Origin of the sequence: Pseudomonas sp. 8209, assembly GCF_028682105.1 — a bacterium.
In the GTDB taxonomy this organism is placed as follows: Bacteria; Pseudomonadota; Gammaproteobacteria; order Pseudomonadales; family Pseudomonadaceae; genus Aquipseudomonas; species Aquipseudomonas palmensis.
The window spans coordinates 117805-131040 of the sequence record NZ_JANIAH010000010.1 but is presented as its reverse complement, the minus strand read 5'-3'; the positions used below and the strand labels follow the sequence as shown (position 1 = coordinate 131040).

Annotated in this window: 4 protein-coding genes; all 4 read right to left on the bottom strand. The window is 60.6% G+C overall.

The window, feature by feature from the left end:
• Window positions 1-74: 74 nt before the first annotated feature.
• Window positions 75-428 (bottom strand): Imm2 family immunity protein, encoded by a 354-nt coding sequence (gene imm2 / locus NP552_RS21425; RefSeq protein ID WP_024672729.1) that lies wholly within the window; start codon window positions 426-428, stop codon window positions 75-77.
• The gene (locus NP552_RS21420; RefSeq protein WP_274097133.1) at window positions 428-973 is read right to left on the bottom strand and encodes a deaminase domain-containing protein; all 546 of its coding nucleotides are present in this window, start codon (window positions 971-973) and stop codon (window positions 428-430) included. Before NP552_RS21420 ends, imm2 begins: the two co-directional genes overlap by 1 nt.
• Before the next feature lie 9 nt (window positions 974-982).
• Window positions 983-1459 carry a lytic transglycosylase gene (locus NP552_RS21415; protein WP_274097132.1) on the bottom strand — a complete coding sequence of 159 codons (477 nt, stop codon included), beginning with the start codon at window positions 1457-1459 and terminating at the stop codon, window positions 983-985.
• Between the two features lie 873 nt (window positions 1460-2332).
• Window positions 2333-13231, bottom strand: coding sequence for a two-partner secretion domain-containing protein (locus tag NP552_RS21410; protein WP_274097131.1), 10899 nt, complete (start codon window positions 13229-13231; stop codon window positions 2333-2335).
• Window positions 13232-13236: the final 5 nt, after the last annotated feature.

Sequence of the window (13236 nt, the reverse complement as noted above, 5' to 3'; positions counted from 1 at the left end):
TCCCGACACGGTCTATCGCCCCGCCAGTTGCTTTTGCACCAACAAATATTTCGGACTATATCTGCTTTACCCTATTAACATACCCCTAATAATCTAAGGTCATCTTTAAGCTCCACGACTTCATCAGAAGGCAGATCTTCCAAGATAGAGGAGAGTTCAAACTCCTCTAACAATTTAGAGATGGTATCCAGATGATACTTCTGGACCTTTTCCGGAGATCGTCCTGCTGAAAGAATAAGTGCTATAACTTCGAGCATTAACTTTTCAATAGGTAATTCAAATGAGTTTTCAAGCTCGCCATAGGCATAACCCACTTCACTTTCACCTTCGGCCCATGAGCTTTGGTGGCTGAGCTTGACCTTGCAATAGCTATAATAGCTACCCAGAAACCAAGCCCGGATTTCACCATAAGTCACTCTGTCTTCCATCACGGCGTCTTCCTCGGAGGGCGCAGCATAACACCCTGATTATCAAGAATATTAACGGTAATATTGGGGTACTTCGCTTTGAACTGCTCAGCCACATTCAGACAGCTGGCACAAGCCGCTTTCTCCGTAAGGATATTTACTGTTCCTCTTACGGAGGTATTTCTCCCCAACTGGTCAGCGATATTATCTAGAATTTTGTATTCCGTATCTATTCCCCGATAAACCAAGTCTCCAGCATTATTGGGTACAGATTGAGCGACAAAATTCCCATTTCCGGAGCCGACAAGCCCCTTACCAGCATCAGAGACTTGGCTGTGTGCGGCCATCTGCTTAGGTATTCCGGGAATATCTATTTCCGCGACACTACAAAGGGAGTATTGAGCAGATAGACCGTAGGTCGTCAGGGTGGGTGCAAAAGGGATGCAACTTGACTGCAGAAAGGATGCAAGAAGGCGGCAAAAAGGGTGCAGATAGGGTGCAAAAACACCGGCGCAAGGCCGGTGCCAGATCAACTCAGACCCCTTAAAATTTATAATGAAACTCACCCGCCTGTTTCATCTATCAGCTTTTGTTACATTAGAGTAACAACCGAACTTGGGGATTTTTTCATAATTTCGAGACGATTCGAAACTTGATCTGGCCTCTTCAATCTCATGAGGATTAAATTTTTCTCGCCTAATAACAAGGCCGCCTTCCTCATTGAAAATGTAGGACTCCCCACCAATGACCTCGTCTCCATCCCCTTCAAACTCACGATGAGTCGCCATAGTCAAAAATAAGTTATCCGCATCTGTTACTTGAAATTGGTAGGTCAGATACTCACGACATTTTTTATCTAAAAAACCGACACCAACCATTCCTTTATCTATGGAGAACTCAACAAAGCAAGATGGCGCAGAGTCCGACCCAATGAGAGCCGTATATGATTCACCCGAGAGATGCCTAGAATGTGCCAGAGATTCATCCATAGGCTCTATCGCAAACTTTTTCATCCGAAACCAAGACTTACAATAATAAATAGGCAGCCCCATTAATACACCTTCACATTAGTATCTCTAATTAAAACTCCTGCTTTATTGGCAGAGTCCAAGATGGTTTCTGGAATTACTCCATTCTGTGGAGGAACCTCAAGAATAACAGTCCCTTGCAATTTTTGGCCACCCAAAGCCCCACTAGATGGACCATTCGCAATGGTCGCGCCAGAAGGGTATTTCGTAATGGCCTCACTTATGTAGCTCTTTGCTGTCGCCTCTGAAACCTCAGAAAGCTGTGTCAATTTACGAGAGGCGATTTCGCCTTTTATGGGATTATACGAATCAACACGATAATAGCCATTCCCGTCAGGTCGCTGAATATAAACTTAGTTATTCGAGTAATTTTTATACTGTACCTTATTAAACTCATTACCCGCATCAAGCCGCTGCAACCATTCAGGTTTAGACGATGGAGCTACAACATCATCTACCTTTTCTGCAGCACCGCCTGTCGCCTTGGCGCCTCTTTACATTTTTAATCCTATTTTCTCAACACCAATTTTTGCCTACTGTCTATTTAACTATAAGAAACCTAGGATCCTCACTCATAAGTCTTAAAACTTCTGACCAGTTCCAAAGTATGCCAGGAAGATGATCCCTCGGGACAAACCTCCCACGTTCAGAGTTTGGAAATTTTTCCATAGCAAGTTTGCAATTCTCATAAAACAATTTGAAGCAATGTGCATCCACCTCATCTAAAGCGATAAAACTCTGCCCCTGCTCGTCCAGCGGCCTATAAATCTCACTCATGCAACCCGCCTGACTACCACTAAATTGCTTTCTGGTTGCCTCGACTATGCAATCAAAAACGCCTCCAGAGGTTCCCCAACCTACATTCTTGCTAATTGCAACATACATACCCATAACGGTTCACCTAAGTATTAAAACCTTATTTTGCTGACTTTCAGGGAGCGCTTTTATCCAGCCGTTAACCATATTTTGGTTTGCCTGCGTGAGATTTCTGTAGTCCAACGGAACTATATCAGCCTTGTTTATATGATCTATTAACTGGGCTTGATTTCGAGCAGCATTGTTTGTGAAAAATTTATTTATCTGCTCTGCCCTGGTAGAGTCAGTCCACATGAAATCGACCGTTTTCCCAGCATTTGGGCCGTCAGTGAAAATAAAGTCAGGATTTTTCTGCCCTTGAGTAGGCTCTACGCGTTTCAGGGTACTGCCGAAGGTATTCTCCAGTTGAACGGCAGCCTGCCCTTCGTGCAAAGCTAGCTTTCCAGTATCCAGATCTTTAGCTAAGTCTTGAATCCTTCCCGTATTTATTGACGTAACCGGGTTGATTGAATTCAGCCCCGTATCTGCGTCTTTGAATACAGGCGTTAACACTGAACCTGTCGCTTTTGCACCACCCACCGAATGCGCATAAGGCATCCCTGCCTCCGCATCCGTTATACCACTTGTCGAATTCGGATTCTTTCCAGGTGGCCCATTTTTACCACCAGCGTTGTCCACCAGGCTCGACGCCTTCCAAGCCGTCTCCCGCTCCCCAAGCGCTTTCGCAACCTGCCCCAGCTTCCCTGCTTTGTTGATCACCGCAAAGCTCAGGGCGAACTCGGTCTCCCACTGCATTTCCACCCGCAGGGCAGCCTGTTCCTGGCCTTGCAGGCGCAAAACAAACGCCTGGACTTTCGCGTCCTGCTTGGCGCTCTCGAAGGCTTGTGCGACTTCGTACGGATTGCTGGCCTTCTGAATCAGTCCGTTGGTAATACGAGAACTGGTGCCACTAAAGTCCGTGACCAGCCCTTCACCCAAGCCGTAGATGTTTTTGGCTGACTCTGCCACTGCCGCCGCAATGCCTTGCCCTACGCCAATCCCGCCACCCAGCAGATCGGTTTTGCCGTAATTGAGGTTGCGGTCGTAATAGGCGAGTTGTTCCCAGTTCTGAAGGAATCTGTCGTTGATCAGGTATTCCTGATTCACCTTCGGATCATAGAAATTTGCGTGGTTGATCTCGTAGTTCTTGAGCAACGCCAACGTTTCCGAGGCGGTATACACCTTGTGCGGGTCGCTGATGCTCGGCACATCCCCTTTGTCCGTGGTCGCATAGTTCGCCCCCAGCGGCGCCAGCGCCTGCCCGAGGTGGGCGAGGGTGCTGTCGTCGAACTTCACGCCCGCAGCGCTGATCGTGGTCTGCCAGTCCTTGTCGGTGTAGTAGGCAAATGCCTCGGCCATGCGCCGCTCGGCTTCGGCCACGCTGATGTTCTGCTCTTGCGCCAGCGCCTTGGCCTGCTCGGAGATGAGCTTGCGTTCTTCCGGGTGCAGTTGGCGGTTGTAGGCGGTCGCGTTCTTGGCGATTTCGGCGCCCTTGTTCACGTCACCATTGACCGCTGCGGCAGCGCCCACACCGATGAGCTGGGAAATCATCAGTTCCAGCTTCTGGTCCTGGCGAACCCTTTCCGACAGCTGTGCGATCAACGCTTCACTGGCACCGGCCGCCGCCGCACCGGTTGCGAAATCACCGCCAGTGGCTTTGCTCAGCGCGCCTCCGACCAAGGCGTGGAATATGACCTTTTCCGGGCTGCCGTCCTTCCAGCCGAAGTGGCTGGAGGTGTCGCCAACCCAGTTGAACACCCCAGCCTGCAACAGGTGCTGGCCCTGGGCAGTCAAGGCGCCGTTCAGGTTGTCGCTGAAGCTGCCGCCACCGACGGCTGTCTGTGCGCCGGCCTGCACCACGCCTTGCGCACCCAGGTAGGTGCCGAACTTGGCTAACTCATCCAGCTTACCGAGGTCAAAGCCTTTGGTGACCTTGTTGACGTTGTCGCCGGTCACCCCGAATGCTTCGTCCAGCACGCCTGCGGTAAACCCGGCGGTGATGCCGCTGACTGCGTAGCCCTTGAGTGCGTCGGAAGAGGTGACGTCCTTGAACACCAGGCCCAGGTTGCCGCGGTTGTTGATGGTGCTGATGGCCGCATTGCTGGCCATGCCACTCAGGATGGCGGTGCCCGCGACGTTGGCCCAGCCGGCCGAGGCGCCTGCGGTCGCTGCTGCCGTGGCACCGGCCATGGACGTGCCGGTGCCGGCGGCAGCAATGGCGCCGCTGGCGGCACCGGCCGTAATGTACGTCACCAGAATTGCGACGATCAGCTGGGACGCCACACCCATGCCGGAATGTTTGTAATCCCAGCTGTCATGCAGCTCTTTGACCTTGCGCCAATCCACGTCACCCTGTTGCTCGGCCGTCTTGAGCCAGGCCATCTTGGGGTCGGCCTGCACCATGGCATCGATGGTCTGGCTGACGGTCTTCTGGTCGACATCCCTGATATCGATTTTCAGGCCATTGACGGCCTTGATCATCAGCTCCCCGTTGGCCACCATCTGCGTCTGGCGCAGCGTCTCATCCGTCTGCCCCTTGCCCTTGGCACTGGTCCACGCCAGGTCGCCCTTACTCTTTTCGTGACTCTCCTGATGCATGTCCTTGACGGCTTCGAACGTCACCGCACCGCCGCTTTCTATTGTGAGGTCGCGGCCTGACTCCAGGGCGGCGCCCTGGTACAACTGGTCACCGCCGCTCACCAGGGTCAGGTCACCCCCGCTGGTGACCACGCTGCCCACCGCCTTTACATCGGTGACTTCGTCACGCTGGGTCTTCTTGCTGCCCCAACTGCCTTTCTTGTTCATGTCGTACAGCGAGTACTCGCTGTCGTTGGCGGCCAGTAGCTGCAGGGTATTGCCGGCGGAGATGTAGGCCTCGCCGCCCGCCGTGGCCTTGCTGGCAACCATCAGCAGGTTGTCGCCGGCCTCGATGCTGAGCGAGCCGCCGGCAGTCAGTTCGGCCGCCTGCTGGCGCACGCTGTCGTGCTGTTTCTCGGTTTTGGTGTTGCCTTTTTTGCCTTTGGAATAGGCATGGTCTTCGTCTGCCGCAGCAGCGATGAACACGTCGCGCCCAGCATCCAGGGCGATGTCGCGACGTGCCTCGATCTCGCTGGCGATGACCGACAGGTCTTGCCCGGCCGAGGCACTGAAGCTGCCGCCAGCCTGCACTTGGCTGACGTACTGGGTGGTGGTGCTGTCGTAGCCGCTGACGCGGCGACGCTGGTACTCGTGGCTGTCGGTGACTTGCTGGCTGGCGATATAGAGGTCGCGCTCGGCGCTCAGCGCAATGTTGCCGCCGGCGGTGGCCACGCCACCGACAAAGCCGATGTCGCGACCGGCCGAGAGGGTCAGGTCGTTGGCAGCCTCGATGCGCGCCGCATTGTTGACGATGTTCTGCACCACATGCTCGCCGCCGACACGATCGTCCAGGCGGGTGACGCTGCGCTCGTTGATGACATCGCCGGTCAGGGCCAACAGGCTCACGTCGCGGCCCTTGAGGATGCCGCCGGCGCTGTTGCGGATGGAATCGGTGGCCAGCAGGTCGAGGCGCTGGCCGGCTTCCATCAGGCCGCTGTTGTCGATGTTGCCGGCGGTGACGGAAAGGTTGTTGCTGGCGCGCAGGGTGCCGACGTTGTTCAGCTCGCCGCCGCTGATCAGGCTGACATCGCGCCCTTGGATCAACGCGCCGTTGGGCGCCAGGCGTCCTTCGGACTGGGCCAGGTAGAGCACCGGGGCCAGCACCTGCTCGCCGTTGACCTCGATGGTTTCCATCCACACGATGTCGTGGGTGAGGGCGGCCACCTGCTCGGCACTCAGCGACACGCCTACGCTCAGGCTCAGCGCATCCTTGCTGGCAATGGCGTTGTCCATCAGGTAGCGGAACATCGCCTCGTCGCTGTCCAGCCCGGCGATCAAGCGCTGCCCGGTGCGCTCCACTACCGCTTCGCGGATCAGGCGCTGTTCGTACAGGCCGTCGCCCAGGCGCTTCTTGGTGGCGTCGGGGTCGATGTCGAGGCTGCCCAGCAGGTAGTCGGAACTGAGGAATTTCTTCAGGTCGGTGAGCACCGGGTTGGTTTCCACCAGGTACTTGTGCGGCTGGCTGGCAGTTGCCGGGGTTGGCACGCCCTGTACCAGCTTCACGCCTGCCGGCAAGCCGTCCAGGCCCGTACCGGTTTGCCCGGCAACGCTGGCAGCCTGTGCGTCAGGGCCTGCCCAGTAACCCTGGCCGGCGTTGCCGGTGGCAGTGTTGGCCAGGCTGCCCAGCGTGCCGGCTTGCCCGTGCTGAGTCAGGTCGGCACCTGCGGCCAGTGCACCGCTGGCCTGGGCTGTCTGGCCGGTCTGCCCGCTAAGGCGGAACAGGCCGTGCTCGCTCTGCGGCAGGCTGAAGCTTGGCAGCGTGACCGGGTTGACCTGGCGCTGTGCCAGGTCGGGCGGCAACTGCGAGGTAACGGCACGTACCGAGGTTTGCGCGGTGGCCTTGTCGGCATTGGCACCGCGTTGGCCGATGCCGCCGACCCCGCTGGCATTGGCGCGCACCACACTGTTGTCGATGCGCTCGGTGGCGTTGATGCTGACGGCGCCCGCAGCCTGGATGACGGCAGGGGAGACCACGGCGCCAGCGATGGGCGTGCGGTTGTCGCTCAACCTGTATACGCCTTTGCCGGGGTAGCCGCCGGCGGCCAGGAATTGGTCCAGGGTTTCCATGCCGGGTACGCCGGACTGGTTGAACGCGTTCTTCTTTTGCATGAAGCCGGAATAGTGCGACCGGTTACGGCTGTAGAAACTGCCGTTCAAGTTGCGCTGCTCGCCACCGCTCACGCCAATGTTGTTGAGTACGGCAGTGTCGATGCTGATGTTGCGGGCGGCAGAGACGCTGCTGTAACGGTTGCTGAACTCGTTGCCGCTGAACGTCAGGCTGCCACCTGTGGTGATCGATGCCGCCTGGCTGTCCTGGTCGATGACATCGTGGGAGATCTCGACGGCGGTGAACTGGAACTCGCAGCCCTTGCCCTTGCAATGGTCGTCGGCATAGGTGTTGATGCTCCCCGATACCCGTTCGGTCCGGACCGTGAGCTTGTCCTTGCGATTGATCAGGGTGTCGGCCAGCAGGCTCATGTTGCCGGCGCTTTCCAGGCTGCCGGAAATGTTCTCCACGTGCGTGGCACGGGTACCTCGGTCATTACGGGCGATGCTCAGCCCGCCTAGGCTGTACAGGTCGGCATAGGTGTTGGTGAAGGTGCCTACCCGCAGCGTCATATCGTTGCCGCTGAAGATCAGCCCGCGGTCGTTGCGCAGGGTGTCGGCATTGATGCGCAAGGCCGTGGCGCCGCCCAGGGTGGCGTAGTTGTCGAGCGTGCCGGCCGTGGCGGTCAGATTGCCCGCCGAGGTGATCCGCCCGCGGTTGGTCAAGGTGTTGGTGGCGCTCACCACGCTGGTGGCGCCCCCGGTAAGGGTGCTGGTGCTGGCAAGGTCGATGCTGGCCGCGTTCAGGGTCAGGTTGCCCAGGCTGGTGGTGCGCCCGGTGCCGTTGTAGGTGCCGGTGAGGTCGAGCCGCAAACTGCCGTCGCTGGCCAGCAGGCCGTCGTTGCGCCAATTGACCCCCTTGCCGGTGAAACTCTGCGCCGCCAGCAGCTTGCCGCTCGCGGTCTGGGTGAACTGGCCGATGTCCAGGTTCAGGCGCGCGGCCTGCAATACGCTGCTGTTGGTCCAGTTGGCGGCCTTGATGTCGAGCAGGCCGTTGGTGTACAGCAGGCCGCCCGCACGCATCACCTTGTCGGCGGCCAGGCCGAAGTTGCCGCTACCGGTGTGCAGCAACTGCCCGCTGTTGTTGCTCAGGCCGGCGACTTGCAGGTCCAGGTGCTGGTTGGCGGTTTCCAGCAGGCCAGCGTTGTTGTTGAACGTCTCGCGGGTGCTGATCAGGGTGGTGCCGCTGCGCCCCAGCGCGCGCAGGCTGCCATTGGCGTTGTTCAGCGTCTGGCTGCGCAGGGCCAGGTCAGCCTCGCTCTCGAGATGGCCCAGTTGGTTGTCGAGCAGGCCCGACAGGTCGAAGTCGATGCGCCCGGCACCCACCTTGCCGGCCTGGTTGAGGAACTGCCCGGCGTTCACACCCAGCCATCCTGCGGCATACAGCCCGCCGCCCTGGTTGTCGAATGTGGCGGTGGCGATGCGGTTGTCGCCGGACAAGGCAGAGATGAAACCCTTGCGGTTTTGCAGGCCGTCGCGGGCCTCGAGGTCCAGCGTCTGGGCCTGGAGGGTGCCAGCATTGTTGTCGAGCAGGCCGCTGACCAGCGTGAGCCGGCCCTGGCTGCTATTGAGCATGCCGCCGGCGCTGTTGTTCAGGTGGGTGCTGTGGATATCGAGGTTGCCGGCCACGCTGTCCACGCGCCCGCCCTGATTGCGCAGGTCGTCGCCCAGGCGCAGCAGGATATTGCCCTGGGCCTTGAGGCTCGCCGCCTGGTTGTCGAGGGCCTGGGCCTGGATGTCGAGGCTGCCGCGTTCGCTGAATACCAGGCCGTCCTGCTGGTTGAGCAGGTCGCCCTTCAGACGTAATACCAGGTTCTGCTGGCTGGCCAGTGTGCCGCCAGCGCTGTTGTTCAGGCTGTCGGCGTCGATGCGCAGCAAGGCCTGGCTGACCAGCCTGCCGCCGCGATTGTCGAGGTTGGCGCTGTTTAGCAGCAGGTCGCCGCCACTGGCCAGGCGTGCGCCCTGGGTGTTGAGCAGCGCGCCGAGCAGGGTGACGCGCAGTGCGCCCTGGCTGGTCACCTGGCCGTTCTGGTTGTTCAGCTGCTTGCCGTCGATTTCCAGGCGCTGGCCATTGAGCTGGCCGCCGCTGTTGTCGATCACGCTGCTGGTACGGTTCAGGCTCAGGGTTTGGGTGGCCGCGATCAGGCCACCCTGGCTGTTGTCGAGCCGGCCGTCGATGCTCAGGGTCACATCGGCTTCGCCGGCGATGATGCCGTGTCGGTTATCCAGGCGCGTGGCAGTGATCTGCTGCCTGCCAAGGCTGACCAGTGCGCCCTGGTCGCGGTTGTCCAGGGTGTCTTCAAGGTGCACGTCGAGGCGGCCATGTTGGCTGGAGAGGGTGCCGGCGCCGCGGTTGTCCAGCGTAGTGCCCCTGACCTCAAGGCCCTGCAGGCCCGAGACAAGCCCCGCGTTGCTGTTGTCGATGCTGGTGGCCTCGACCTGCAATGTGCCGGCGCTGATGAGGCGGCCCTTGTGCTGGTTGTCGAGTTGCGTGGCGAGCAGGCTGAATGCCTGCTCGCTGGATATCTCACCGCCATTGCTGTTGTCGACCAGCCCCAGGTGCTCGAAGGTCAGCGGGCCGCGGGCGTGAATCAGCCCGCCCTGGTTGTCCAGCGTGCCGCCTTGCAGGTTCAGGTGCACGGCCTGTTCGCCGATCAGGCGGCCTTGCTGCTGGATCAGTCGCTGTACGCTCAGGCGCAGGTCGCCCTTGGCCGAGAGTTCGCCGCGCGGGCCATTGTCCAGGTGGCGGGCAGTGATCGTGAGGTTGGCGTCACTGCTGATGCGGCCACCGGGCAGGGCGTTGGCGTAGGCGCCGTTGCGCAGGTCGGTGCTGTTCAACAGCAAGGCTTTGGCGCTGGTGATGGCGCCGCTGCGGTTATCCAGCGTAGTGCTGTCGATGCGTGCATCGCCCTGGCTGATCAACTGGCCGCCCTGGCTGTTGTCCAGGGTGCCGGTGTCGATGTGCAAGCCCAGGTTGGCGGATACCAGCCCCTGGTCGCTGTTGTCGAAAACGCCGCTGTTCAGGCGCAGATTGCCGCCTGCCGACAGGGTGCCCTGATGCTGGTTGGCCAGCAGGCCTTCGAGGGTCAGCCCGATGTCGCCACGGCTGGCCAGGGTGCCGCCATGGGTGTTGCTCAGGCTGCCGGCTTCGATATCCAGCCCGGCGCCCGCCGACAGTACGCCGTTGCGGCTGTTGTCCAGGGCGTTGGCGATGCGCAGGATGAGGCTGTCGGCGCTGATCAGGCGCCCGCCCTGGTTGTCCAGGCGATCGGTGTGCAGGCTGTAGCCGAGGTCACTGGATATCTCGCCACCGGCGCTGTTGTCCAGCGCGCCGATCTGGCGCAGCAGTAGTTGGCCGGGGCTGGCGATCACGCCCTTGTCGCGGTTGATCAGTGTGCCGCCCTGCAGGTCCAGGCTGATGCCGGTTGCGCTGAACAGGTAGCCGCCATCGCGCTGGTCCAGCCCGCTGAGGGTGGCCTCGATCTTGCCCCTGGAAGTGATGCGGCCCTGTTCGCCGTTGTACAACTGGGCGCCATGCAGGGTGATGCCGGTGTCGCTGCCGATGCGGCCCTTGTCGCGGTTGTCGAGCCCGCCACTGCGCAGCTCGAGTGCGCCCACCGCGCTGATTGCGCCGCCATGACGGTTGTCCAGGTTCGCGCTGCGGATCGACAACGCGGCGTCGGTCACCAGGGTCCCGCCCTGGTTGTTCAGGGCGCCGTGGCTGACCACATTCAAGGTATCGATGGCCGATACCAGGCCCTTGTTGTGGTTGTCCAACTGAGCTGCACTCAGGCTCAGGCGGCCCTCGCTGACCAGCTCGCCGCCCACGCTGTTGTCCAGCGTGCCGCTGAGTTCGATATCGACCGAAGCCAGGCTGCTGACCCGGCCGGCATCGCTGTTGAGCAACTCGGCGCCGCGCAGTACTACCCCATCGCGTCCAGCCAGCAGGCCCTTGCTCTGGTTGAGCAGACGCTGCACGGTGAGGGTCAGGCCGCTGTCGCCGATGACCTTGCCGCTGGTGTTGTCCAGTTGCCCGGTAGCTGTGATGCCCACCGTGCCGATGCTCGACACCACACCTTGCTGGTTGAGCAGGTCGTGGGTGGTGATAGTCACCGCATCGTTGCCGACGATCTGCCCGGCGCGCTGGTTGTCGATGTGCTTGGCGTCGAGGGTCACGCGGCCCTGGCCGAGCAGCTTGCCGGCGTCATGGTTGCGCAGCGTGCCCACGTCAACGACCAGGTCGGCCTGGGTGCTGGCTTTGCCGCCGCCACTGTTGTCGAGGGTGTCGCCGACCACCGTCAGTCCCTGATCGGCAACCAGTACACCGCCTCGATTGTCCAGCCGCTCACCCGAAAGCGTCAGTGTGGCCTTGCTCGACAGCAGGCCGCTGCCACTGTTGTTCAGTTGGCCGGCCGTGACCTGCAGCGCGCCTTCGCTCACCACGTTGCCCTGGTTGCGGTTGTCCAGCAGGCCGCTGATGCGGGTGTTCAGCGTGCCCTGACTGAGCAGGGCGCCCTTGTTGCTGTTGTTCAGGCCAAGGCCCTGGATGTCCAGGTGCTGACTGGCCGAGATCAGGCCCAGGCGGTTGTCGATGGCAGCGCTGGCGATCAGCAGCACGTCGCCTCCAAGCAGTTTGCCGCCCTGGTTGTTCACGCTGGCGCTGCGCACTTCGTTGCGTGCGCCGGAAACCTCGCCGGCCTGGTTGTTCAGCGCGTGGCTTTGAATCACCACCTGCCGGTTGCTGGCCAGCAATCCTGCGTTGCTGTTGTCCAGCTGCGGTGCGTCAATGGCCAGGCTGTCGAGGCCGATCACTCGACCACCCTGGTTGTTCAGGCCGGAGTTGGCCTGCACCACGGTGCTGCGCTGGCTATGCAGCAGGCCCTTGTCGCGGTTGTCCAGCGTGTCGGCCTTGAGCGTGAGGGTGTGGCTGGCCAGTACCTGGCCCTGGCGGTTGTCCAGCTTGCCGGCGGTCACCGTGGTGGTAGCGCCCTTCAGGCTGCCACCCTGGTTGTCCAGGTTGGCGCGGGCGGTCACTTCGAGTTGGCGGCTGGCAACCACGCTGGCGCTGTTGCGCAGGTCCTGGCTGGCCAGGTGCAGGTCGCCGCGGTTGTTGCGGGTGTTGTTGGCTTCGACACCGGCTTCGATCACGCCGCGGTTGTCGATCTGCCTGGCTGCCACGTCGATGCGTTCGCGAGCAGCCAGGCTTTGCCGGTTGACCAGTTGCTCGGCGCTGCGAATCTCGGCGTTGCGCGTTGCGTAGGTCTTGCCTTCGAGCTCCACCTGGTGGGCGGCGATTTTCAGGTCGCGCTCGGCGGTGACATTGCCCAGGCTCAGCTTGCCGTTCACGTCGATCTGCACGTCACTGGCGGTGGAGGCCATGTTGCCGGCCAGTTTCACCCCCACGCCCTTTTCGGTGCCCACCAGGCGGATGGCGCCGGCGTACATGCCACCCAGTGCGGAACTGTCAATGGTCAGCAAGGGTTTGCCGCTGCCGTCGTCCGCCCGTGGCGTGACCTGCAGGCTGTCGGCCTTGACGTCGTTGCGTCCGGTGACGATGTTCAGTTGCTGGGCGTGCAACGTGGCGTTGAGCTTGGCGCTGCGGGTGATCAGGTCGAACTGTTCGACATTGCTGGCATTGAGCCCGGCGCCTTCGAGCGCGATGTCGCCGCCATCGACCTGAAAGCGGTCCAGGCGTTCGCCGTCCATGATCGGTTTGCCGGTGGTCAGCGTGGCGCGCGGGGTATTGATGAAGCCGCAACCGTTGCAGGTGATGCCGTGGGGGTTGGCCACGATCACCCGCGCAGCGGAGCCGGCCACTTCGGTGTAGCCCGCCAGGGTGCTGCGGTTGCCCCCGGTCACCTGGTTGAGGATGACCTTGGCCGCCTGGCCCTTGAGGTTGGGGTTGCCCACGATGATGCCGCCCAGCTGGGTGCTCTGGGTCTTGTTGGTGGCATTGTTGAGGATCAGCCCCTGCTTGCCGACGTTGTAGTCGCGAAAGGTGTTGCTCGACAGCCCGCTGCCGTTGGGGCGGGCGATGTTGACGATGGGCACCCCGTTGCCGGCTGCGCCCACGGTGGTGCCGGCCTTGGCCGCCGCATCCACGGTAACCTGCGCGGCGGTGGCGACGATCGGGTTGAGGAACATGACCCCGGCAACGATCAGGGCCAGGTACTGGTTCAACGGGCTGCGGGCGTCCATGTCAA

Coding starts and splice junctions, on each gene's coding strand:
- imm2 (WP_024672729.1), bottom strand. CDS start 428: ATGGAAGACAGAGTGACTTATGGTGAAATCCGGGCTTGGTTTCTGGGT.
- NP552_RS21415 (WP_274097132.1), bottom strand. CDS start 1,459: ATGGGGCTGCCTATTTATTATTGTAAGTCTTGGTTTCGGATGAAAAAG.
- NP552_RS21410 (WP_274097131.1), bottom strand. CDS start 13,231: ATGGACGCCCGCAGCCCGTTGAACCAGTACCTGGCCCTGATCGTTGCC.